The organism is Pantoea sp. X-Soil-OKNW-556, assembly GCF_059730695.1.
Genome location: NZ_AP035990.1, coordinates 206,275 through 229,213, shown reverse-complemented (window position 1 = coordinate 229,213; position 22,939 = coordinate 206,275). Strand labels below are relative to the sequence as shown.

Genomic DNA, 22,939 nt, shown 5'->3' with positions numbered 1-22,939 from the left:
CAAATCAGGGCCAACATAGACTGGTCACAACGCTTGCTGGAGATGTTTAGCCGTCCAGATGTTTACACCGCTATATTCTGCGGGTACTGTATGTTCCTCAAGCGCAAATTGTTCAATCTCGATGTGAAGGATTCTCATGATCGAACTCAAACACCTGCGAACGCTGCAAGCGTTAAGGAATACCGGTTCGCTGGCTGCCGCCGCTGCCCAGCTTCATCAAACGCAATCGGCGTTGTCTCATCAGTTCAGCGATCTGGAGCAACGGCTGGGCTTTCGCCTGTTTGTGCGTAAGAGCCAGCCGCTACGCTTTACGCCACAGGGGGAGATCCTGTTACAACTGGCTGAGCAGATCCTGCCGCAGATTCAGCAAGCCTTGCAGGCTTGTCATGAGCCGCATCAAACCACGCTGCGTATTGCGATTGAGTGTCACAGTTGCATTCAGTGGCTGACGCCTGCGTTAAATAATTTCCGTCAGAGTTGGCCCCAGGTGGTGATGGATTTTAAATCTGGCGTGACCTTTGACCCACAACCAGCCTTGCAACAGGGTGAGCTGGATGTGGTGCTGACCTCGGATATTCTGCCGCGCAGCGGTTTGTTCTATTCGCCGATGTTCGATTTTGAGGTGCGCCTGGTGATGGCCCCGGATCATCGACTGGCAAACGTTGAGCACATTTCACCGGAAGAATTGGCAGATGAAGTGCTGATGATTTACCCGGTGCAGCGTCAGCGTCTCGATATCTGGCGAAACTTCCTGCAACCGGCAGGCATCAGCCCAGCCCTGAAGAGTGTCGATAATACCCTGTTGTTGATTCAGATGGTGTCAGCCGGTATGGGCATTGCGGCGTTACCACATTGGGTAGTGGAGAGTTTTGAACAACAGGGGTTGGTGGTGACGAAAACGTTGGGCGATGGGTTGTGGAGCCGTTTGTATGCGGCGATGCGCGATGGTGAGCAGCGTCAGCCGGTGCTGGAGGCGTTTGTGCGCTTTGCCCGTCAGCATGCCTGCGAACATTTGCCGTTTGTACGTGATGCTGCGCGTCCGGGTTCGTTACAGCCCCTGTCTTCCTGAGTTAGCCTGCTCTATAATGCGCCGCCTTAACCCGCGACCAGGAGATTTTCACCATGACTAATAACGATGTGCTGCGCAGTGTGCGCTATATGCTGGACCTGAGCGACAGCAAAGTGGTGGAGATTTTTGCGCTGGCAGGCAGCGATGTGCCGCTGGAAGATGTTCAGGCATGGCTGAAGAAGGACGATGACGCTGCATATCGTCCTTGCCCTGACGTGCTGATGGGGTATTTCCTTAACGGTTTAATTTTCCATCGTCGTGGTAAAAGCGAAGATGCGCCTGCGCCGTCGATTGAGCGCCGGATGAATAACAACATTTTCCTGAAGAAACTGCGCATCGCGTTTGCCCTGAAGACCACGGATATCCCCGAGGTGTTGCTGAAGGCGAACTTTAAAGTTTCTCAGGCGGAGATTGGCGCGATTTTCCGTAACCCGGATCATAAAAACTATCGCGAGTGCGGTGACCAGATTCTGCGTAACTTTTTGAAGGGGTTGACGCTGGTGCAGCGTCCAACCCCCGTCAAAAAGGCTTAATGGCTGGTGGTGGTCTTTCCCAACACCCAGCGTTTATGAACGTAAAGTGACGCAAAAATCACGATGGCTCCAGCGATAAAGCTGGGCCAGTGCGGTTTTTCCTGCCAGATCGCCAGGTTCACCAGCAAGCCAGCCGGAACGTGCATATTGTTCATAATCCCCAGCGTCCCCGCATCCACCTGGGTCGCGCCGTAGTTCCACATAAAGTATCCCAGGCCAGACGCCGCAACGCCGAGCCACACCAGAATGCCCCATTGCAGCGAAGTGGTCGGCAGTTTGTTGGGATTACCCCACAGGCTCCAGGCAATCACCGCAATAATCACCGCGCCGAGGTAGAACCAGGAAAAGGCGGTGTGCTGCGGCATCGGACGTGTTTCCTGCAAACGCTTGTAACCTACCATGCCAATGGCAAAGCAGATATTCGCCGCCTGCACCAGCAGCAGGCCAAACCAGAAATGATCGCTGACTTTGTCGTAACGGATAATCGCCGCGCCAATCACCGCCAGCATGGCGCTAAAGGCATAGCCGATGCGCAGTGGACGCCGACTGAGCAAATCATAAATCAGGGTGACATACAGCGGTGTCATCACGGTGAACAGCAGGAATTCGGTGACGCTCAGATAGAGATAGGCTTCGAAACTCAGCAGGTACATGACACCCAGTTGCAGCATTCCCACCAGCATATACAGCAAGATGGTTGAAGCGCGATAGCCACGCCAGCGCAGGAAGGGCAGGAACACAATGGCTGCCAGCGCCAGGCGCATCAGCACCGAGAACCAGGAATCCACCTGACCCGCCAGATATTCCCCGATTAAACTAAAGGAAAAAGCCCACAGAATGGTGGTAACGATCAATAACAGCACGGTAACGATCCCAAAATGAACAGTGCCGTTAGTGTAAACAAACTGTCGCTGCCTCGTTGAATTATCTGGTTTACAATCGGATAAAACACAAGCACCCCGTAGCGGCGCGATTTATCGCGCGGGTTTTTCCTGCAACGCACACGAAATTGCGCGATAAATCGCGCCGCTACGGATCAGGTTATGCCAGGAACAATTTACGCAACGTCTGCGGTACAGCGTCTTCGGCATTGCTGCCAATCACTTCCAGCGCAGGCAAGGTATCTTTCAGACGCTGATGGGCATTACGCATGATGCAGCCCTTACCGGCCATGCTGAGCATCTCGACATCGTTCATGCCATCACCAAACGCGATGCACTCTTTCAATGAATAGCCGAGCTGTTTTGCCACCGCTTCCAGCGCATGTCCCTTGGAGACACCCCCCGCCATCACTTCGAGACAGGTCGGCAGCGAGAAGCTGACATTGACCCGATCGCCCCAACGCGCCTCAATCGCCTGCTCCATCGGGATCAGATGCTCAGGATCGTCGCAGGTAAAGAACACTTTGCTGATGCCATCGCTCGGCAGCATCCCCGGCTGGTAAACCTGGTAGTTAAACACCGATTCACGAAAATAATCCTGCTCCGCCGGGCGGTGACGGCTGATAAACCATTCGTCGTCACGGTAAACGTGGGTCAGAACCTGTTCATCGTGGTATTTCAGGCCATACAGATCCTGGGCGATGTCGGCATCCAGGTTATGGCTGAAGATCAACTCGCCGTCAGCATTGTGCACGCGTGCGCCGTTGGAGGTAATCATATAAGCCGGGATGCCGAGTTTGTCGCGCATCTGACCCACATCGATATAGTGACGACCGGTGGCAAAAACGAAATGGACATCGCGTGCCACCAGCTCCTGCAACGTGGTGCGGGCGAAAGGGGTCAGACGATGGTCTGGTGAGAGCAGCGTGCCATCCAGGTCGGATGCGACGATGTGGTACATGGAAACCTCTGGTATTAATGTCGGTTGGCCGTAGCCGGAAAATAAAAAATCAATTAAACGTGGCGCGCAAAAAAATCCACCACCGCATTTAGCGCCTGGGCGCGCATCGCGTCTGTTTCAAACAGGATCTCATGGCGCGCGCCTTCAATCACATAAGGCGTGACACCCTCGCAGGGATGCCCTGCTGCTGCCATCGCCTCACAAAACAAATCCTGCGAGCGGTTATCCACCACCCGGTCTTCGCTGGCCTGCATCAGCAGCATCGGCGTGGTGATGTTATTCACCTGACTGATAATGCTGCGACCCGCCTGCACCCCTTCACGTACCCAATGGTAAGTCGGGCCACCGACGCGAATCGCCGGATCGTCAGCGTAAAAACGCAAGTTGCGCTGATAACGTTCCCGGCTGTGGGTCAGCTGATTGATGCCGAAGGGATGGGCCCGCCAGCGCCCGGTGCCGAGGGCATAACCATCGCGCAGCGCGGGCATTTTCTCTGCCCAGTCAAGAATGCGGTGCGCGAGGAAAGGCGGCAGCGGCAAGGTAATACCAAACATCGGTGCCGCCAGCGCCACGGCGTGAAACGCCCGTGGCTGACGCGCCAGAAACAGCGCAAGGATCGCCCCGCCCATCGAATGCGCCAGCGCATAGCGCTGCTGGTAATGGCCACTGACGATCTCTTTCAGATAAAGCGTTTCCAGATCGTCAACGTAATCATTGAAATCCACCACATGCCCGCGGTGGGAATCTTCCAACAGACGATCGGAGCGTCCCTGACCTCGATGGTCAATAATCACCACATCAAAACCACAGTGGAACAGGTCATAGGCCAGCTCCGGGTATTTGATGTAGCTTTCAATACGTCCGGGAACAATCAGAATGACACGATGATGTTGCGGAGAAGTGAAACGAACATAGCGCAGGGTGAGATTCCCCACGCCGGTAAATTCACACTCTTCACGACGGTGCCAGAAGTCGAGCAGCGGACCGGTAGCAAAGGAGGCAAACGCCTTTTCACGCCTGAGCCAACTCTGTTTTATCTTCTGCATCCGCCCTCCTGAAAAAAACGTCAACGCCACACGTCCACTCCATAGCGTGCCGCGATTTTCTGGCGTATTGTGTCACACTTCGCTTACATCAGGGAATGTCACACATGACCATTGAATGGTGGTTAACCTACCTGCTTACCACAACCATCCTTAGCCTCTCGCCGGGTTCCGGCGCGATTAACACCATGAGCACCGGCATCAGTCACGGCTATCGCGGCGCAGTGGCCTCGATATCTGGCCTGCAAATTGGTCTGTCGGTACATATCGTGCTGGTGGGTGTGGGTCTTGGCGCGCTGTTTTCTCAGTCGCTGCTGGCGTTCGAAATCCTGAAGTGGGCCGGTGCCGCCTATTTAGTGTGGCTGGGTATTCAGCAATGGCGCTCGGGTGGCGCGCTGGATCTCAATGCTGTCGCCAAAGCGATGCCGCGTCGTCGCCTGTTTAAGCGCGCGGTGTTGGTTAACCTGACTAACCCCAAAAGCATTGTGTTTCTTGCCGCGCTGTTCCCGCAGTTCATTCAGCCGCACCAGCCACAGCTGATGCAATATCTGGTGCTCGGCGTCACCACGGTGGTCGTAGATATTATCGTGATGATTGGTTATGCCACGCTCGCCACCCGCATCGCCGGTTGGATTAAAGGGCCGAAGCAGATGAAGGCAATGAATCGAACGTTTGGTGGTTTGTTTATGGCCGTCGGTGCGTTGTTAGCCAGCGCGCGCAGAATCGCCTGATAGTTCGTAGCGGCGCGATTTATCGTGCGCCTATAAACCCGCGCGAAAAATCGCGCCGCTACGGATAAAATTACCGTGAAATGATCAGGTGGATGCCGAAGCCGGCAAACAGGACACCCGCCATACCATCAACCCACTTCGCCATGCGCTGATATTTATCACGCATCCACGGCAGAGCAAAAATCGCCGCCACCACGGTAAACCAGGCGAAGGTTTCCACCAGAATCAGCAGGAATAATCCCCAGCGCTCCATTGCGCCGACATCATTGCCAACAAACAGCGAGAACACGCTGCCGAAATAGATAATGGCTTTCGGGTTGGAGAGGTTGGTCAGCAAGCCTTTAAGGAAGCTCATCCCTTTTTTCGGCAGCTCCACGACGGGTGCTTCGCTGTTTGGCTGCTGATGACGCTGACGCGCCGAACGCATCAACTGCCAGCCCATCCACAGCAGATATAAGCCGCCACCTACCATGATGATTTGATGCAGCCACGCCATTTTTTCCAGGATCAGATGCAGACCCATCAGCGCCACACCGGCCCACACCATTACTCCCAGCGTGATCCCCAGCACCCCCATCATCGCTTCTTTACGCGAGCGGCTGGCAGCGGTCTGCGAGACAAAAAAGAAGTCCGGGCCAGGACTCATCAGCGCGACCAGATGTACCAGTGCGACGGTAGCGAATAACATCAACATGCTTTTTTTCCTTTACTCTTCATCAAGATGTTCTTTGATCATCACCAGGAACGGTTTACCAAAACGTTCCAGTTTGCGATGGCCGACACCGTTCACGCTCAGCATTTCTGACGCGCTCACCGGCATCTGTTCCGCCATCTCAATCAACGTGGCGTCGTTAAACACCACATAGGGCGGAATATTCTCCTCGTCAGCAATCGCTTTACGTAACTTACGCAGCTTGGCGAACAGTTTGCGATCGTAATTGCCGCCATAGACCTTCGGCGAGCTGCTGCGCGTTTTCACCGTCACAATTCGCGGCACCGCCAGCATCAGCGGGATTTCTGCACGCAGCACCGGACGAGCCGCTTCGGTAAGTTGTAACGCGGAATGCATGGCGATATTTTGCGTCACCATTCCGAGATGGATGAGCTGACGCAGCACGCTGACCCAATGTTCGGTGCTGTTATCCCGGCCAATGCCGTAAACCGGCAATTTGTCGTGCCCGTTATCGCGAATACGCTGGTTGCTGGCACCGCGCAAAACTTCAACAATATAGCCCATGCCGAAGCGCTGCCCGGTGCGATAAATGCTGGACAGCGCTTTCTGCGCCTCCACCAGACCATCGTAACGACGCGGTGGATCGAGGCAGATATCGCAGTTGTCACACGGCTGCTGACGTCCCTCGCCAAAATAGTTGAGCAGCACCAGACGACGGCAGGTTTGCGCTTCAGCAAACGCGCCCATCGCATTGAGTTTATGGCGTTCAATATCCTGCAACGGCCCAGGCGTTTTCTCTTCCAGACATTTACGCAACCAGGCCATATCGGCCGGGTCGTACAGCATCATGGCTTCGGCAGGCAGACCGTCACGTCCGGCGCGGCCCGTTTCCTGATAATAGGATTCGATGTTACGCGGAATATCAAAGTGCACCACAAAACGGACGTTGGGCTTGTTGATGCCCATGCCGAACGCCACGGTAGCCACCACAATTTGCAGGTCATCACGCTGGAAAGCCTCCTGCACCCGCGCACGCTGGGCGCTGTCGATACCGGCATGATAAGCACCCACGCTCAGACCACGGCTTTGCAGGCGAGCAGCGGTGTCTTCCACCTTGGCGCGGCTGTTGCAGTAAATAATGCCGCTTTTGCCGCGCTGGTCCTGAACATAGCGCAGCAACTGCTCGGTCGGTTTGAACTTCTCCACCAGCGTATAGCGGATGTTCGGTCGATCGAAGCTACTGATTTGAATCAGGGGATCGTGCATCTGCAACAGATGCGCGATGTCATTACGCGTGGTTTCGTCAGCGGTGGCGGTCAGCGCCATCACCGGCAGCTCCGGGAAGCGCTGGCGCAGTTGGCCCAACGCACCATACTCCGGGCGGAAATCGTGGCCCCATTGCGAGATACAGTGCGCTTCATCCACCGCCAGCATCACCGGATTCCAGTGGTGCAGGCTGTCGAGGAAGTTATCCATCATCAGGCGTTCAGGCGCGATATAGAGCAGTTTCAGGCGACCGCTACGACAATCGGCAAACACCTGTTGCTGCTCTTCACGCGTCTGGGTGGAGTTAAGGCAGGCCGCAGCCACACCGTTAGCCAGCAATTGATCGACCTGATCTTTCATCAGGGAAATCAACGGCGAAACCACCAGCGTTAATCCCTCACGCACCAGCGCCGGAATTTGATAACACAGCGATTTGCCCCCGCCGGTGGGCATAACCACCAGGCAATCGCGCCCTGCCAGCGCCGTTTCGATGATGGTTTGCTGGCCGGGACGAAATTGCTGGTAGCCGAAGGTATCCTGTAATACCTGCTGCGCCAGCGTTTCCTGATTGAGCACTGCCGATGTTGCCACGGTAATCCTGTTGTTTGCTTATCAGAACAGATCGTTGAGCGTTACGCCGACACCCACACGCGTCTGGCGGTGGTTGTAGTCGATGAGCGATTCACCATAGCCGCTAAACAGCTGCGTGTAAAAACGCACATGCTCGCTGATCGGGTAGCTCCAGGCAAAGGTTGCACCGCCGTAGCCACTGTTCCAGTTGTAATTGCCTTCCACGCTAAAAATGCTTTCGCCGTACATGTAACCCAGCTTCGCGCGGTAATAGCCCATGTATTTGGTGATATCCGGGTTGTCATCATTGCTGGCGCTTTCCGGGATACGATACCAGGGTTTGATCTCGGCGAGGAAATTGCCGTTCTCCGCCATCAAGCGCGCATATACGCGGTTCCAGCTACGCGAAGTCGGATCGCTGCGGCCGTTTGACTGATGGTTCAGACCCATCTCCACATCGCGCAATGTCCAGCCACCCAGCGAGTAATCCGTCGCCCAGCCGAGGAAAATCTGCGGCTCATAGTTGGTTTCACGAAACGGTGAAGAGGCGCCACGATTGGAGAGCTGCCACCAGGAACGCTGGGTATAAGACGCCGCCAGTACCGAATTGTCGCCCAGAATACCGCGCCACAGCGGAAAGGCCAGACTGAGCTGGAATTTTACTTCATCCTTTTTGGCTTTGTCTGCCCAGTCGTAAGAGGAAATGGCCTCTTTGTTCATGTCGCTGGTGTAGGTGTAAAGCAGATAGTTGTTTTCGTAGGGATAAAGCACGAATGGGTTATCGTGTTTCTCCAGCAGGTTAGCAATAATACTGCCCTTTACCGCTGGTGCATCATGAACCTCTTTAATCGTGGCTTCATCCGCCTGCGCCATAGCAGGAATTAACAGAGCCGCTGCCAGCAAGGCGCGCTGCTTACGCATAGAATTCTCCAGTGGGCACTGCATAGTCGTTTGGTAACGGTTTAAAAAAGCAGGTCATTCTACACACAAACTTAACCCTTGATTAGCGACGATTTCTGAAACTGGAAAGCGGCTCTAACGCGGCATAATATACACAATTCTTTAACATCCATCGCCCCGTACAAGGGGTTGTTTGAAGGCCACCACCATGTCATCACCGATGCTGACACCGCAGGAAGCACGCCGTCTGATTGGCGAAATTTTTGTTTATCATATGCCGTTTAATCAGGCACTTGGGCTGGAACTGGATCGGCTCGAACCCGATTACGCCGAACTGGGTTTTGCCAATAAAACCATGCTGGTGGGGAATGCCGCGCAAAGTATTTTGCATGGCGGCGTGATCGCCTCGGTACTGGATGTTGCCGCTGGCCTGGTTTGCGTCAGTCATTCGCTGACGCGCCAGGAGAACATCAGCGAAGAGGAGCTGCGCCAGCGCTTGTCGCGGATGGGTACGATTGATATGCGCGTGGATTATCTGCGTCCGGGTCGCGGCGAGCGTTTTGTCGCCACCAGCAGCCTGCTGCGTGCCGGTAATAAAGTCGCGGTCGCCCGCGTTGAAATGCATAACCAGCAGGGTGATTACATCGCTACCGCCACTGCGACTTATCTGATCGGTTAGGAAATCATGGATACACAACAAACGCGCCAGGGTATCGGCTATGCACTCGGCGCCTATTTCCTGTGGGGGGTGGCACCGGCCTACTTCAAGCTGGTCAAGGTTGTCCCTCCACTTGAAATCATGACGCATCGGGTGATTTGGTCAGCATTGTTTATGCTGCTGTTGATCACCCTCAGCCGTAACTGGAACCAGGTATGCAGCGTGATGCGCCAGCCAAAAAAAGTGCTGTTGCTGGCGTTCACCGCCTTCACCATAGGCGGTAACTGGCTGCTGTATATCTGGGCGGTGAATAATCAGCACATCCTTGAAGCCAGCCTCGGCTATTTCATCAGCCCATTGTTTAACGTGGTGCTGGGGATGTTGTTTATGCGCGAGCGCTTCCGTCCCCTGCAATGGTTGGCGGTACTGCTTGCCGCGCTCGGGGTGCTGGTACAGCTGTGGAAGTTTGGTTCGGTGCCGATGATTGCCCTCGGGCTGGCGCTGACCTTTGCGTTTTACGGCCTGATGCGCAAGAAAATTCAGGTCGATGCGCAGAGCGGTATGCTGATTGAGACGCTGTGGATGTTCCCGCTGGCGGCGATTTATCTGTTTGGTTTTGCCGATAGCGCCACCAGCCATCTGAGCGCCAACCCGATAAGCCTTAACCTGAAACTGGTCGCCGCCGGGATTGTCACCACGGTACCGCTGATGCTGTTTGCCGCCGCTTGCACGCGTTTGCGTCTCTCAACGATCGGTTTTTTCCAGTATCTCGGTCCAACGCTGATGTTCCTGCTGGCGGTGGTGTTTTATGGCGAAACCGTCACGCCAGATAAAATGGTGACCTTTGGCTTTATCTGGCTGGCGCTCGCCTTTTTTATTGTCGATGCCGCGATTGCCTCAGCTCGCACGCGCGTGCGCGTAGCGTGAGATAAAACGCGCCAGCGCTGGGCCGGTAAGCAAAATGGTGAACAGACGCAAGGTCTGCAATGCCATCACAAAAGCGATATCGACCCGGCTGCCTGCGGCGATGATCGCCACCGTATCCAGCCCGCCAGGGCTGGTTGCCAGATAAGCCGTCATCAGATCGACGTGCAACACCCGCGTCAGCATCCACGCCAGCCCACCACACAGCAACATCAGACCAATAATCGACACCACCATTTGCGGCAGAGTGCGTAGCGCCAGCAGGAAAATCGGGCGGGTGAAACGCAGTCCGACGCTCCAGCCGATTAACGCATAGGCCAGCGCCAGCAGCCATTCCGGCACCTGTAACGTCGCCACGCCCGTGCCCTGCATCGTGGCGCCAATCAGCGCCGGTAATAACAACGCGCCAGACGGAATCCGTAACTTTTGCCCCAGCCAGGCACCGGCCACCATCACCACTAACGTCAGAAGAAAGCTGCTGTTGAGTGCAGGAAACCAGACCAGCTCGGCGTTACCGCCGCTGCTACCCAGCCCGATACGCGCCACCACCGCAGCGGCCGTGGCAACAAACAACACGCGCAGATACTGCATAAACGCCACCAGCCGCACGTCAGCACCAAAATCACCGGCCATTGCCACCATCGCCGAGGCACCACCGGGAGAGGAGCCCCAGGCACCGGTTGGTCCGGGCAGATTACTGAAACGCACCAGCAGGAAGCCAGACAACCCGCTGGCGGCCAGCGTCAGTGCCAACACCGCCAGCACCACCGGCCAATCCTGCAACAGGGGTGGCAGTATCGCCGGTGACAGGGTTTGCCCGATCATGCAACCCAATACTGCTTGTGCCAGCACAAACAAGCGTTTATCGATGCGCACCGACGCGCCAGAGAGTCCCATGACGGTGCCGACAATCATCGGGCCGAGCAACAACGCCGCAGGCAGGTGAAACAACTGGAAGATAATTCCCAGAATCAGTGAAGCAATCAGCAGAATGGTCCACTGCTGTCGCAAAGAGAGACGCGCCATAAGGTGGGATACAACGAATTAGTTAATCAGCAGGAAAGAACAGGTTACGCAGAATTGTGATTTATAGCCAGAAAATCGGGCCGTGTAGACGGCCCGACAATTGTTACATATTGCATGCGTAGCGGCGCGGTTTAGCGCGCAATGTTACAACCAGTTTTTACGTTTGAAGTAGAGATAAGGTGCCAGACCCGCGAGAATCATCAACCCAATCGCCGCCGGGTAGCCAAAGCTCCACTTCAGTTCTGGCATAAATTCGAAGTTCATCCCATAGCTGGACGCCACCAGCGTGGGCGGCAGGAACACCACCGACACTACCGAGAAGATTTTGATGATGCGGTTCTGCTCGATGTTGATAAAGCCCATCGCCGCCTGCATCAGGAAGTTAACCTTCTGGAACAGCGATTCGTTGTGCGGCAGCAGAGACTCGATATCGCGCAGGATCTCACGCGCCTGCTCCAGTTGGTTCGCCGGTAGACGCGCTTTGCGCACCAGGAAGTTCAGCGCACGCTGGGTATCCATCAGACACAGACGGACCTTCCAGCCGATATCTTCCAGTTCCGCCAGACGCGACAGCGCTTCGTCGTACTCTTCGCCCTGCTGCCCTTCCATAATCACGCGGCTCAGCTTTTCCAGCGCGCTGTAGATGTTTTCGATCTCATCCGCCAACTGTTCGATTTTGGTTTCAAACAGATCCAGCAGCAGTTCAAACGCATTGCCGTCAATCAGGGTTTGGTTACGGGCGCGCATACGATAGAGACGAAACGCGGGCAGTTCACGCTCGCGCAGCGTATAGAGGCGATCTTCACGGATGGTGAATGCCACGGTCGAGTTACCGGCATGATCTTCCGCATCTTCATAAAAGAAGAAGGAGTGAATATGCAGGCCATCTTCGTCTTCAAAGAAACGCGCCGAGGCTTCGATGTCTTCCAGCTCCGGGCGTGTTGCCAGGCTCTGGCCCAGCTCACTTTGCACCCGTTCGCGCTCGCCTTCATCGGGCTCGATCAAATCGACCCACACGGACGCGTTGAGTTTGTCGTTATGGTCTTCCAGTTCGAGACGCGTCAGGCGGCTGCGATCCAGTTTAAATGCGCTCAGCATAGCAATACTCCCCATTGCAGACTTAATGGGACAAGGCGGTGAACCGTTGCGCTTACGCAAAACGGGCACGGCAAAGCCTGAACACCGAAACTTTCGTTCCAGGGGTAAATCAGTGCTGACTCATGCGACGGGACAAAAAGGGAGGTCGCTGATAACCGCTAAGGCTACCAGCTAAGAGGTAGCCTTAGATGTTATTCCTGTGAACCAGGGGGTTGAGCCAGCATCGACTGGGCGTGTCCAAGGCATTGTCCTCTCATGATAATAGTGGGCGCATGTTACGCTGAGACGAAAAAGTCGTCAAGGCAGCGCAACCGCGCTACACCGTTTCCAGCCGCGCATAGGCAGCAACCAGCCATTTGATGCCCTGTCCCTGAAAAGCGACCTGCAAACGGCTGTGCTCGCCGCTGCCTTCGAGGTTGATAATGGTACCTTCGCCAAATTTGGCATGGCGTACACGTTGGCCCAGCGCGAAGCCGCTGTCGTTTTGCGCGATCGGTGTTCCCATGCGCTGATGATTGACCGGACGGCTCACGCTGGCACGTAAACGTACCTCTTCCACACAATCTTCCGGCAGTTCACCAATGAAACGTGATGGCCGGTGATACACTTCCTTACCATAAAGACGCCGTGTTTCCGCATAAGTCAGCGTCAGCTTTTCCATCGCACGCGTCACGCCAACATAAGCCAGACGACGCTCCTCTTCGAGACGGCCACCCTCATCGAGTGACATCTGACTTGGGAACATGCCTTCTTCCATCCCGACGATAAACACCTGGCTGAACTCCAGACCTTTCGCCGAATGCAGCGTCATCAACTGAACAGCATCCTGCCATTTGTCGGCCTGGCCTTCTCCTGCTTCCAGCGCTGCATGGGAGAGGAAAGCCTGCAACGGCATCAGATCTTCGTCTTCATCCTGGTAGCTGAACTGACGCGTGGCCGTCACCAGTTCCTCAAGGTTTTCGATACGCGCCTGGCCTTTTTCGCCCTTCTCCTGCTCGTACATCAGCCACAGCCCGGAATCTTTGATCACCCGATCAGTTTGTACGTGCAGCGGAAGTTCCGCAGTTTCACTGGCCAACGCATCCACCAGTTCGCAGAAACGTTGTAGCGCCGAGGCTGCACGCCCCGCCAGCACCCGATTTTGTAGCAGTTCACGCGTTGCCTGCCACAGAGTCAGCTGTTGTTCGCGCGCCGTCTGACGTACCACGTCAAGGGTACGATCGCCTACGCCACGGACCGGAGTATTCACCACGCGTTCAAACGCCGCATCATCGTTGCGGTTCGCCATCAGACGCAGATAAGCCAGTGCGTCCTTGATTTCCTGACGCTCGAAGAAGCGCATGCCGCCATAGATCCGGTATGGCATGCTGCCCTGGAGCAGCGCCTCTTCCAGCACGCGTGACTGGGCGTTGCTGCGATACAGAATCGCGCAGTCGGCCAGCGCGTTACCGTTCTCATGCCAGGCTTTAATGCGGTTGACCACGAAGCGCGCTTCATCCAACTCGTTAAAGGCGCAGTAGAGGGAGATCGGTTCGCCATCGCTGCCATCGGTCCACAACTCTTTACCGAGGCGGCCATTGTTGTTGGCAATCAGGGCATTCGCCGCTTTCAGGATGTTATTGGTGGAACGGTAGTTCTGCTCCAGGCGGATGGTTTCTGCGCCAGGGAAATCCTGCAAAAACCGCTGGATGTTTTCCACCTGCGCACCACGCCAGCCGTAGATCGACTGGTCATCATCGCCAACGATAATCACCCGGCCGGTATCACCCGCCAGCATACGAATCCATGCGTATTGAATGTTGTTGGTGTCCTGGAATTCGTCCACCAGCACGTTACTGAAACGCTCGCGGTAATGATTGAGGATATGGGGTTTATTCAGCCACAGTTCGTGCGCACGCAGCAGCAGCTCGGCAAAATCCACCAGACCGGCGCGATCGCAGGCTTCCTGATACGCCTGATAAATCCGCAGCCAGGTTTGCTCCACCGGGTTGCCGTAGCTTTCAATATGTTTGGGGCGCAGACCTTCATCTTTCTTGCCGTTGATGTACCACATGCCCTGACGCGCAGGCCATTGTTTTTCATCGAGGTTCATCGCTTTGATCAGACGCTTCAGCAAGCGCAGCTGATCTTCGCTGTCGAGGATCTGAAAATCCTGCGGCAGCCCGGCATCAAGATGGTGGGCGCGCAATAAACGGTGCGCCAGGCCGTGGAACGTGCCGATCCACATGCCGCCCTGGCTGGTGCCGATCAGTTGATCGATACGATGGCGCATCTCTGCGGCGGCTTTGTTGGTAAAGGTCACCGCCATAATTGAGTAAGGCGAGCAATTCTCTACTGACAACAGCCAGGCAATGCGATGCACCAGCACACGGGTTTTGCCACTGCCTGCTCCGGCCAGCACCAGCAGGTTGCTGCGCGGTGCGGCGACCGCCTCGCGCTGTTTGTCATTTAAGCCGTTAAGCAGATCAGAAACGTCCATAAGCACCGTTTAAAAAAAGAAGATCACCCAATAGCTGGGTAAATATACAGCCATTATAGCAGCGAGGTCAGTGATGCCAACTGCGAAATTTCAACATGCGGCAGCAGACGCGCATCATCAATGTGCATCAGGTTGCCGTCGCGCAGGTTAATCCAGCACGCCTGCATCCCGGCACGTAGCGAACCGGCAACGTCGGTGGTGAGATCGTCACCCACATGCAGAATGTGTTCCGGGGCAATGCCTAAACGTTCCGACGCCAGCTGATACATATCCTGCCACGGCTTCGCGCGGCCATGTGGTCCGGCGCGCAGCGCGAACTCAAAATAGTGTGAGATCCCAAGTTTTTGCGGATCGGCATTGCCATTGGTGATCGCCACCAGCGGGACTTTATTACCGAGCGCGGTCAGGGTCGCATGCGTTTCTTCCGGCATGTCCACTTCGCTGCGCCAGCGGTGAAACACGCTCATCACTTCACTGGCGCCTGCGGTCGCTTCCGCTGTGGATAAACCGATGTTGATCAACGCCAGTTCGACCGAACGACGTCGCCACTCGGACACGTCGTGATAAATCTCCGGCTCGCGCGCCAGCAATTCATCACGCAGCGCCTGATATTCTGCCGGGGTGAAATCGCATAAGGCCGGATGATAAGCCTGTAACGCCGCATGGGATTCTGCGGTGGTTTTGCGGATCACCGGATGGTTGTCATATAAGGTGTCATCGAGATCAAAGGTGATCGCTTTGATCGCACGCAGTGGACGGTAAAACTTCATTACGACTTTCCTCGTTTGGCGCGTGGGTGTGCGGAATCGTACACCGAGGCCAGATGCTGGAAATCAAGATGGGTATAGATTTGCGTGGTCGAGAGATTAGCGTGGCCGAGCAGCTCCTGCACCGCACGTAGATCGCCGCTCGATTCCAGCAAATGCGTAGCAAAAGAGTGGCGCAGCTTATGCGGGTGGATGTGGCTGGCAACGCCTTGTTTGATGCCCCATTCGGCAAAGCGTTTTTGCACGTTACGCGCCGAAATACGACTTCCACGGCTGGAGACAAACACCGCGTCATCCTGCGGTGCAAAGCTGGCTCGCAGCGGCAGCCAGTGCTGTAACCAGGTGACTGCGGTGCCACCAATCGGCACGCGGCGTTCTTTGCTGCCTTTGCCCAGTACCCAGACTTCGCCCGCCTCCAGATCCAGATGGCGGATATCCATATGCACCAGCTCCGACAGACGCAACCCTCCGCCATACATAGTTTCCAGCATGGCGCGATCGCGTACCGCCAGCGGATCGTTGAGGTCAATTTCCAGCAGTTGATTGACCTCGTCGACATCCATATTTTTCGGCAGATGACGCGCATTACGCGGGGTGGCGATGCCTTTGGCCGGATTACCGCTCAGCATCCCCTGGCTGACCTGCCAGTCCAGGAAACTGCGCAACGCTGACAAGCGTAACGCCAGGCTACTGGCACCTAAACCCGCACGGCGACTGCGCGCGGCGATGTTACGTACCTGCGCCGGTTCAAGCTGTGTCCAGGCGGTGATTTTCATCTCATCAACCATCGGGATGATGGCCTGAAGCTGGCGAGCATAGTTTTGCTGCGTCAACGGGCTAAGCTGGCGCTCGATTTTCAGATAACGCAGGAAGCCCTCAACGGCGGGAAGCAGCGGGCTGTCGCTGCTCATGCACGTTCGACCCAGCGTAACAGCAATTCTGGCAGCATCAGCGCCAGATGTTGCAGCAGCAACGTTCCCATGCCCGCCTGATAATGTTGGTTGTCACGGCTGCTGAAGATCAACACGCCCAGTTCACCGCGATCGCCCATCAGCGACATGGCTACGGAACCGATGGCTTTCGCCTGCGGCAGCAGCAGCAGCAACTCAGGGCCATTGAGATGACCAAGGTAATGGTGTTCATTGCCGAAGCGCTGGATACGCAACGGCTCAAACGCCTGGCGTGACAGGCCCAACTGGGTGAAATCGGACGGTGCGCCGATGTGCCATTTGTCGCTGAACAAGCGTACGTTGGCTCCGGCAAGGCCCAACTCACGCGCCCAGCGATGCAGGCGCGTCAGCATATCTTGCAGGCTATCTGCGGCGGCGAGATGCCCCTGTAACGACAGCAGGCGATCAAACAGTTGATGGTTGGCCGTTGCCTGCTCCATCAACAGCGTGATCTCCTCTTCCAGCTGCTGGATATGGTTGCGCTGCCGCGCCATATGCCATTCCACCAGCGACACGCTGCCGCGTACCGGATGCGGCACCATCATCTGTTCGACCTGGCGCGCATTGCGAATAAAAAAATCGGGGTTCTGACGCAGAAATGCGCTGACCGCCTGATCGTCCAGCAGCACCGCGCTGTCGGTCTGCTCTTCGACATTTTTCATAGATGAATAAACCCATCGTAGACGTGTGTGGCTGGCCCGGTCATAAACAGCGGTTGACCGGCCCCTTTCCAGGCAATATGCAGCGTTCCGCCGGGCAGATCAACGCGGACTTTCTCCGCCAGAATGCCCTGCTGAATACCGCAAGCAACAGCGGCACACGCGCCACTGCCACAAGCCTGGGTTTCACCCGCGCCGCGTTCATAAACGCGCAGACGAATGTGTTCTGGATTGACCACTTCCATAAAGCCGACGTTCACGCGCTCCGGAAAACGTTCATGGCTTTCCAGTACCGGGCCGAGGGTTTCCACCGGCGCGGTTTTCACGTTCTCAACCTGGATAACGCAATGCGGATTACCCATCGACACGGCGCCAAACATCACGGTCTGGTCGGCCACGCGCAGCAGATAGAGATTCTCGGCTTTGTTGGCGCGGAACGGGACCTGCTGGGGTTCGAAGTTTGGCTCACCCATATTGACGCGCACCAGCTCGTCATTGGTGACGCTCAGCACCATCCGGCCAGTTTGGGTACTGACGCGGATATCGCTTTTGTTGGTCAACCCTTTCAGACGCACGAAACGGGCGAAGCAGCGCGCACCATTGCCACACTGCGCCACTTCACTGCCATCAGCGTTGAAAATTCGATAGTGGAAATCAAGATCCGGATCGTAAGGCGGTTCGACAATCAGCAGTTGATCGAAACCGATCCCCAGATGGCGATCCGCCAGACGGCGAATCAGCTCCGGCGAAAAAAAGACGTTTTGCGTCACGGCGTCCACGACCATAAAGTCGTTGCCAAGACCGTGCATTTTCGAGAACTGCATTTTCTGCTCCGCCGGATTACTCATGGGAGATTAATTCCCCTGCATGCCTTGTTTGTCGGTAACTAAACCACCCACATCCGCACTTTTCGCTGCTTGCTGCTGCTGGTCAGTGGGCTGGGTATTGGTTTTTTTCGGTTGTTCCGGAGGCGGAAAATATAAGGGGCCTTTCAGACCACAGCCTGCTAAGCCGACTAGTGCCAGCGCCATTCCTAGCTGACGTATCATTTGTCTCATTCTGTCTGCTCTTTCTGTCCTTTCCTGGATGCTTATCATCGCAGTTGACGTTGTAAAAGCAACAGGAAATACCGGCAAACACGTTACAGGTCCGACACCTGCCACGCGAGCGCGGGCAGGATCAGTGCATTTGATAACGCGGCTGGAAATCGCCGTTGTCGTTGTCAGGCTGTGTGGCACACAGCTGCGTCAGCGTCTGACTGCGGAAGGGGATCACCTGGAAGCGATCGCCAGCATTCACAATCTGATAGAACTGCGGCAAGTTGAAGTTGATAAAGCTGGAACCGTAGGTAAAACGGTCATGCGATGACGAGTAGAAACGGCTGACGTCACGCACCAGTTCTTCTTTGCTGCCTTCGCAATGATGGTACACCTCAACGCGGTTGGTTTCGTCGAGGATATAAATGTTGAAGCCGCGATCATCATTGGTATCTTCAAAGAAGAACTGGATGATGCCTTCGCTGGCATAGCCGTTAACCACCGGTGGCAGCGGCGTCTGGTTCGACTCCACTTTTATCGACAGTCCATGCAGCTTGTTATTGGAAATCGCGCCGTAGAACTCGACCGCATTTTCCAGTTTCTGCACCGACACGCTCATGCGTTCAAAGAACAGCCCCCAAGTCTGGCCCGCCATGCGCAATGCTTTGAAGCGGCCCGGTTCCTGACGGGTACTGGAAAGACGCAACTCGATGCATTCTGACACCAACTGTTGGACGCGAGTACGAATCAGGCCGCGCAGATGCTGGCTGTAGCAGAACACCTCTACCGTATCCGGCGGGGCAGCATCCTGATGCATTTTGCCAAGGATGGTTTTCAGCGCTTCGATCATCGCCTGCTCGCCGCTGAAGTGCAGCGTACGCACCTCATTCCACGAGTTGCGGTACAACAGATCAATGCTGCCAATCAGGCATTGCTGCTGCTGACCGAAACTGAACACGTCCAGTTTACGGAAATCGAAATGCACCACCTGATTGCGGAACGCGGAGGTGGGATCGTGTTCGAGGTTAACGATAATCGCCAGGTGTCGAATTTCACACGGGCTGTAGAGCGCTTTTGGCGTCGGCGCCGGTACGCGCAGCGGGAAATGATGCGAGACATCATTCACCAGCTCCTGCAAACGCGGCAGATCGCAGAGTTCATTGCCCTTGATATGCAGCCGGGTTTTGCTGGTCATCAAACCGTTAAACCACGCCCACGCCACCAGTTTGTTCAGGTAGCGGTTATATTCCAGCGGCTGATGGCTGATGATGGAACTCATGTCCGGCGACTGGTTATACAGATACCAACCTGCGCGATTGGCGCGACCAGCCGGGACATGAATAAAGGTCAGATTATCTTCCGACAGGTCGGGCGAAATCTGCGGGTTCACCAGCGTCACCTTGCCCGGTAGCGCTTCAAAGGCAGCATACAGTTTACGCGTCAGCACGCCGATGTCCTGCGGGCTGGCGCTGACGCTTAAATTGTTACGGCGTGCGAAACGGATCAGGTTGCGATAGCTCTGCATCATCGCATCCAGCAATTCATTGTGCGCTTCACGCACGCGCTCGATTTTCCACTGCGCGCGATTATCCAGCACCGCCAGCTTCTCGTCGTCCCAGCCCCACTCTTTCACCAGCTGCGACAGGATTTCGCGGCGCCAGCCGGAGCGGTGATGGCTCTCTTCACTGGAGAGTTTTTCACATACTTTGAGGTAGAAGCAGCGACGCACCAGATCAAGACGCGCCAAATCGTCAATGCTGGTGAGATAACGCGTCACGCGTTCCAGCATCATGCAGTAGGGATCAAGACCGAAGCAGACAATTTCGCCGTCGTGCAGGCGCTGCTTGATGTCCATCGCCAGCAGTTGGGTATTGGGATATTCCCAGCTATAGGCTTCCAGCAACAGCGTTTTCAGCACCGCTTTGTACGGTGAATCGATGCTTTTATACAGCTGCCACAGGCTGGCACCGAAATACTCTTCGGCTGACAGGGTGCCGAGGCCACCAAGATCAAGCCATTCGTTCGGTGTCAGCACGCCCTGGGCGTACAGCGACATGACGTAATCGTCGTAATGATGCTCCTCTTCACCGGGCACCATGTTCCACAGGATACGTTTACCGGCCATACGCACAGCGGTACGGTAAAATTCATCCAGCAGCAAAATATGTTGGGTCGAGCCGCAATCTTCTGCACCGAGACTGCCGCTTTCGTTATGACGGAAACGGTTCTCATCGATCAGGAAGAAGCTGACTTCCACCCCCATTGAGACACACCATTTCTGCAACAAGGTACATTTACGTTGCAGGTTGAGGCGCTCTTCATTATCCAACCAGGATTGATGACAAACCCAGATATCAAGATCGGAGACGCTGTTCTGGCCGACAGAGGAGGTGCTGCCCATTGAGTAGATGCCGGTGATCGGCATTTCGCCTTTGGCACCGGTGCTGAGATGCAGCGGCTGTTTACCCGCCAGATCCTGCAACAGTTGCTGTTGGTTTTCATCAGGCGTGTAAAAGCTGATGCCATGTGGAACGTTACCCTCAAGGTAACCCGGCATCAGCGGATGATGATAATGCAGTAATGTTGGCAGCAGACTGTAGACGTGCTGGAAAGCAGGTCCCATCGCAGCCAGCGCGCGATCTACACGCAGCTGGTTGATAGCATCCAGTCTCTGTTTCAGTGTCTCAATGTAGAGGTACAAGACGTTTCGCCTGATTGTCCCAGTGTTAAGCACCCTGTTTCCGAAACCTGCCACTTAATAATAAAGATATCGGGCAAATTATTGCTGGAAACGTGATCAATCTAACACCTGGCAGATTGACCGTAAAGAAAGTTGCGCTACTTAACAGTTTAGCACGTTCCGAACTAACCCCTGCGTTTTCGGACTATGACCTCAGATTATTCCCCGGTGATCGCGGCGAAATCTGACATCAGAGTCTTTTCAATCCGTTGAAACTGACAGCATTCCCCTATCGATGGTAGGATATTCGATGAACGATCAAAACGGTTAACAGCATGTTAGACAAAATTTTCAGAATTGCTACAAGACAAAGTCCCCTCGCACTCTGGCAGGCACAATATGTCCAGCAACGCCTGATGACGGCGCACCCTGGTCTGCGCGTAGAGCTGGTGCCAATGGTCACCAAAGGTGATGTCATCCTTGATACGCCGCTGGCTAAAGTGGGGGGAAAAGGGCTTTTCGTCAAGGAGCTGGAGTTGGCGATGCTGGAAAATCGCGCCGACCTCGCCGTGCATTCGATGAAAGATGTGCCGGTAGATTTCCCTGAAGGACTCGGCCTGGTCACCATCTGCGAGCGCGAAGACCCGCGCGACGCCTTTGTCTCCAATCATTACGATTCTATCGATGCACTGCCACAGGGCGCGGTCGTCGGCACCTCAAGCTTACGCCGTCAGTGCCAGCTCAGCGCACGCCGTCCCGACCTGGTGATTCGCTCGCTGCGCGGCAATGTCGGCACCCGCCTGGGCAAACTGGATGCCGGTGAGTATGACGCCATCATTCTGGCTGCTGCGGGCCTTAAGCGTCTTGGCCTGGAAGAGCGCATCCGCTTCGCGTTACCCGCTGAAATCTCATTACCGGCCGTCGGTCAGGGTGCAGTCGGCATTGAATGCCGCCTTGACGATGCCGAACTGATCGCCCTGCTCCAGGCGCTGAATGACGGCGATACCGCGGTTTGCGTGCGCGCTGAACGCGCCATGAACACCCGTCTGGAAGGCGGCTGTCAGGTACCGATTGGTAGCTTTGCGGTGCTGGAAGGCGATCAGCTGTGGCTGCGTGGTTTGGTGGGTTCACCAGATGGCAGCCAGATGATCACCGGCGAACGTCGTGGCTCGCGTGATCAGGCGGAGCAGATGGGTATTTCGCTGGCGGAAGAGCTACTGGAAAATGGAGCACGCGAGATTCTGCGTGAGGTTTATCAGGGGCAGCCGCCTGCATGACCATTCTCGTGACCCGTCCCGAGCCAGCAGCCAGTGAACTGGTCGCACGTTTGCGAACCCAGGGGAAACTGGCGTGGATCTTACCGCTGATTGAGTTCACACCGGGTCGCGATATTGTTCACTTGCCACAACAACTTGCCGCACTGCAACCCGGTGACCTGGTGTTCTTGTTGTCACAACAGGTGGTGACCTTTGCCCACCCGGCGTTGCAAAGTCAGGGCTTCGCCTGGCCCACGCATCTTGATTACTACGCCATTGGCCGCAGCACCGCGCTGGCGTTGCATACCGTCAGTAATCTGAAAGTAGACTATCCTCATGCGCGGGAAACCAGCGAAGAACTGGTGCGTCTCAACCGTTTACAACAGGTGAACGGCAAACGTGCCTTAATTCTGCGCGGCAGTCCCGGTCGTGAGTTGCTGGCAGATACCCTGACGGAACGCGGTGCCGATGTGCGTTACTGCGAATGCTACCAACGTTGCGAAAAAACCTACGACGGTGCCGTTGAGGGGCGTCGCTGGCGCGATCGCGGAATTACCACGCTGGTGGTGACCAGCGGTGAAATGTTACAACAACTGTTTGCGCTGTTTCCGCCAATCGATCGACGGGAATGGTTATTACACTGTCGGCTGGTGGTCGTCAGTGAACGTTTGGCTACCCTGGCAGCCACACTGGGCTGGCAGGATATTGATGTAGCCGATGGTGCCGATAACGATGCGCTGCTGCGTGCGTTACGCTGAACTTAACATTGGGATGAGCC

Annotated in this window: 23 protein-coding genes; 7 read left to right on the top strand and 16 right to left on the bottom strand. The window is 55.5% G+C overall.

Features of this window, described 5'->3' with window-relative positions:
• The first annotated feature begins 136 nt into the window (after positions 1-136).
• On the top strand, positions 137-1,069 hold the full coding sequence (gene metR, locus AC6I8T_RS01010; RefSeq protein WP_497833430.1) for an HTH-type transcriptional regulator MetR: 933 nt from the start codon (positions 137-139) through the stop codon (positions 1,067-1,069).
• A gap of 53 nt (positions 1,070-1,122) precedes the next feature.
• Positions 1,123-1,602: a YehS family protein gene (locus AC6I8T_RS01005; protein WP_021183809.1), complete on the top strand. Its 480-nt coding sequence runs from the start codon at positions 1,123-1,125 to the stop codon at positions 1,600-1,602.
• On the opposite strand, the gene AC6I8T_RS01000 is transcribed toward AC6I8T_RS01005, so the two are convergent.
• From AC6I8T_RS01000 to pldB, 3 genes are all read right to left on the bottom strand, one after another.
• Complete coding sequence (locus AC6I8T_RS01000; RefSeq protein ID WP_021183808.1) at positions 1,599-2,465, bottom strand: carboxylate/amino acid/amine transporter; 867 nt, start codon at positions 2,463-2,465, stop codon at positions 1,599-1,601. The genes AC6I8T_RS01005 and AC6I8T_RS01000 overlap by 4 nt on opposite strands.
• A 178-nt stretch (positions 2,466-2,643) precedes the next feature.
• On the bottom strand, positions 2,644-3,444 hold the full coding sequence (gene yigL, locus AC6I8T_RS00995; RefSeq protein WP_021183807.1) for a sugar/pyridoxal phosphate phosphatase YigL: 801 nt from the start codon (positions 3,442-3,444) through the stop codon (positions 2,644-2,646).
• A gap of 53 nt (positions 3,445-3,497) precedes the next feature.
• A complete protein-coding gene (gene pldB, locus AC6I8T_RS00990; RefSeq protein WP_208724548.1) occupies positions 3,498-4,490 on the bottom strand; it encodes a lysophospholipase L2 in 993 nt (330 codons plus the stop codon).
• A gap of 104 nt (positions 4,491-4,594) precedes the next feature.
• Here pldB and rhtB point away from each other — a divergent pair, with 104 nt between their 5' ends.
• Positions 4,595-5,218 (top strand): homoserine/homoserine lactone efflux protein, encoded by a 624-nt coding sequence (rhtB, locus tag AC6I8T_RS00985; RefSeq protein ID WP_021183805.1) that lies wholly within the window; start codon positions 4,595-4,597, stop codon positions 5,216-5,218.
• A gap of 70 nt (positions 5,219-5,288) precedes the next feature.
• Here rhtB and rhtC read toward each other — a convergent pair whose 3' ends face one another.
• The 3 genes from rhtC to pldA are packed head-to-tail and all read right to left on the bottom strand — an operon-like array spanning position 5,289 to position 8,648.
• A complete protein-coding gene (gene rhtC / locus AC6I8T_RS00980) occupies positions 5,289-5,912 on the bottom strand; it encodes a threonine export protein RhtC (RefSeq protein WP_021183804.1) in 624 nt (207 codons plus the stop codon).
• A 12-nt stretch (positions 5,913-5,924) separates the two neighbouring features.
• Positions 5,925-7,748: an ATP-dependent DNA helicase RecQ gene (gene recQ, locus AC6I8T_RS00975; protein WP_021183803.1), complete on the bottom strand. Its 1,824-nt coding sequence runs from the start codon at positions 7,746-7,748 to the stop codon at positions 5,925-5,927.
• Between the two features lie 21 nt (positions 7,749-7,769).
• Entirely contained in the window at positions 7,770-8,648 is an 879-nt protein-coding gene (gene pldA, locus AC6I8T_RS00970) for a phospholipase A (protein ID WP_021183802.1), read from the bottom strand.
• 187 nt (positions 8,649-8,835) lie between these two features.
• On the opposite strand from pldA, the gene AC6I8T_RS00965 reads away from it, so the two are divergent.
• A complete protein-coding gene (locus tag AC6I8T_RS00965; protein ID WP_021183801.1) occupies positions 8,836-9,306 on the top strand; it encodes a thioesterase family protein in 471 nt (156 codons plus the stop codon).
• A gap of 6 nt (positions 9,307-9,312) precedes the next feature.
• Positions 9,313-10,212: an EamA family transporter RarD gene (gene rarD / locus AC6I8T_RS00960; protein WP_208724547.1), complete on the top strand. Its 900-nt coding sequence runs from the start codon at positions 9,313-9,315 to the stop codon at positions 10,210-10,212.
• Here the strand turns inward: rarD and AC6I8T_RS00955 are convergent.
• The 10 genes from AC6I8T_RS00955 to AC6I8T_RS00910 form a co-directional block, all read right to left on the bottom strand.
• Positions 10,183-11,235, bottom strand: coding sequence for an AbrB family transcriptional regulator (locus AC6I8T_RS00955; protein WP_021183799.1), 1,053 nt, complete (start codon positions 11,233-11,235; stop codon positions 10,183-10,185). The genes rarD and AC6I8T_RS00955 overlap by 30 nt on opposite strands.
• Positions 11,236-11,379: 144 nt before the next feature.
• Entirely contained in the window at positions 11,380-12,333 is a 954-nt protein-coding gene (corA, locus tag AC6I8T_RS00950) for a magnesium/cobalt transporter CorA (RefSeq protein ID WP_021183798.1), read from the bottom strand.
• 184 nt (positions 12,334-12,517) lie between these two features.
• A complete protein-coding gene (gene ysgD, locus AC6I8T_RS00945; RefSeq protein ID WP_367617716.1) occupies positions 12,518-12,574 on the bottom strand; it encodes a YsgD/CorL family protein in 57 nt (18 codons plus the stop codon).
• Between the two features lie 75 nt (positions 12,575-12,649).
• On the bottom strand, positions 12,650-14,812 hold the full coding sequence (gene uvrD, locus AC6I8T_RS00940) for a DNA helicase II (RefSeq protein WP_021183797.1): 2,163 nt from the start codon (positions 14,810-14,812) through the stop codon (positions 12,650-12,652).
• A 53-nt stretch (positions 14,813-14,865) separates the two neighbouring features.
• Positions 14,866-15,582, bottom strand: coding sequence for a 5-amino-6-(5-phospho-D-ribitylamino)uracil phosphatase YigB (gene yigB / locus AC6I8T_RS00935; protein ID WP_021183796.1), 717 nt, complete (start codon positions 15,580-15,582; stop codon positions 14,866-14,868).
• Entirely contained in the window at positions 15,582-16,490 is a 909-nt protein-coding gene (gene xerC, locus AC6I8T_RS00930) for a tyrosine recombinase XerC (protein WP_497833429.1), read from the bottom strand. Before xerC ends, yigB begins: the two co-directional genes overlap by 1 nt.
• Positions 16,487-17,191, bottom strand: a complete 705-nt coding sequence (locus tag AC6I8T_RS00925) for a DUF484 domain-containing protein (RefSeq protein ID WP_208724545.1) — start codon at positions 17,189-17,191, stop codon at positions 16,487-16,489. Before AC6I8T_RS00925 ends, xerC begins: the two co-directional genes overlap by 4 nt.
• Positions 17,188-18,012 (bottom strand): diaminopimelate epimerase, encoded by an 825-nt coding sequence (gene dapF / locus AC6I8T_RS00920; RefSeq protein WP_036625919.1) that lies wholly within the window; start codon positions 18,010-18,012, stop codon positions 17,188-17,190. The genes AC6I8T_RS00925 and dapF overlap by 4 nt, the downstream gene beginning before the upstream one ends.
• Positions 18,013-18,042: 30 nt before the next feature.
• Positions 18,043-18,246: an LPS translocon maturation chaperone LptM gene (gene lptM, locus AC6I8T_RS00915; protein ID WP_208724544.1), complete on the bottom strand. Its 204-nt coding sequence runs from the start codon at positions 18,244-18,246 to the stop codon at positions 18,043-18,045.
• A 121-nt stretch (positions 18,247-18,367) separates the two neighbouring features.
• Positions 18,368-20,926 (bottom strand): class I adenylate cyclase, encoded by a 2,559-nt coding sequence (locus tag AC6I8T_RS00910; protein ID WP_021183791.1) that lies wholly within the window; start codon positions 20,924-20,926, stop codon positions 18,368-18,370.
• A gap of 314 nt (positions 20,927-21,240) precedes the next feature.
• On the opposite strand from AC6I8T_RS00910, the gene hemC reads away from it, so the two are divergent.
• Together hemC and hemD are read left to right on the top strand one after the other, a co-directional pair.
• The gene (gene hemC / locus AC6I8T_RS00905) at positions 21,241-22,182 is read left to right on the top strand and encodes a hydroxymethylbilane synthase (RefSeq protein ID WP_208724543.1); all 942 of its coding nucleotides are present in this window, start codon (positions 21,241-21,243) and stop codon (positions 22,180-22,182) included.
• Complete coding sequence (hemD, locus tag AC6I8T_RS00900; RefSeq protein ID WP_021183789.1) at positions 22,179-22,919, top strand: uroporphyrinogen-III synthase; 741 nt, start codon at positions 22,179-22,181, stop codon at positions 22,917-22,919. The genes hemC and hemD overlap by 4 nt, the downstream gene beginning before the upstream one ends.
• The last annotated feature ends 20 nt before the right edge of the window (positions 22,920-22,939 follow it).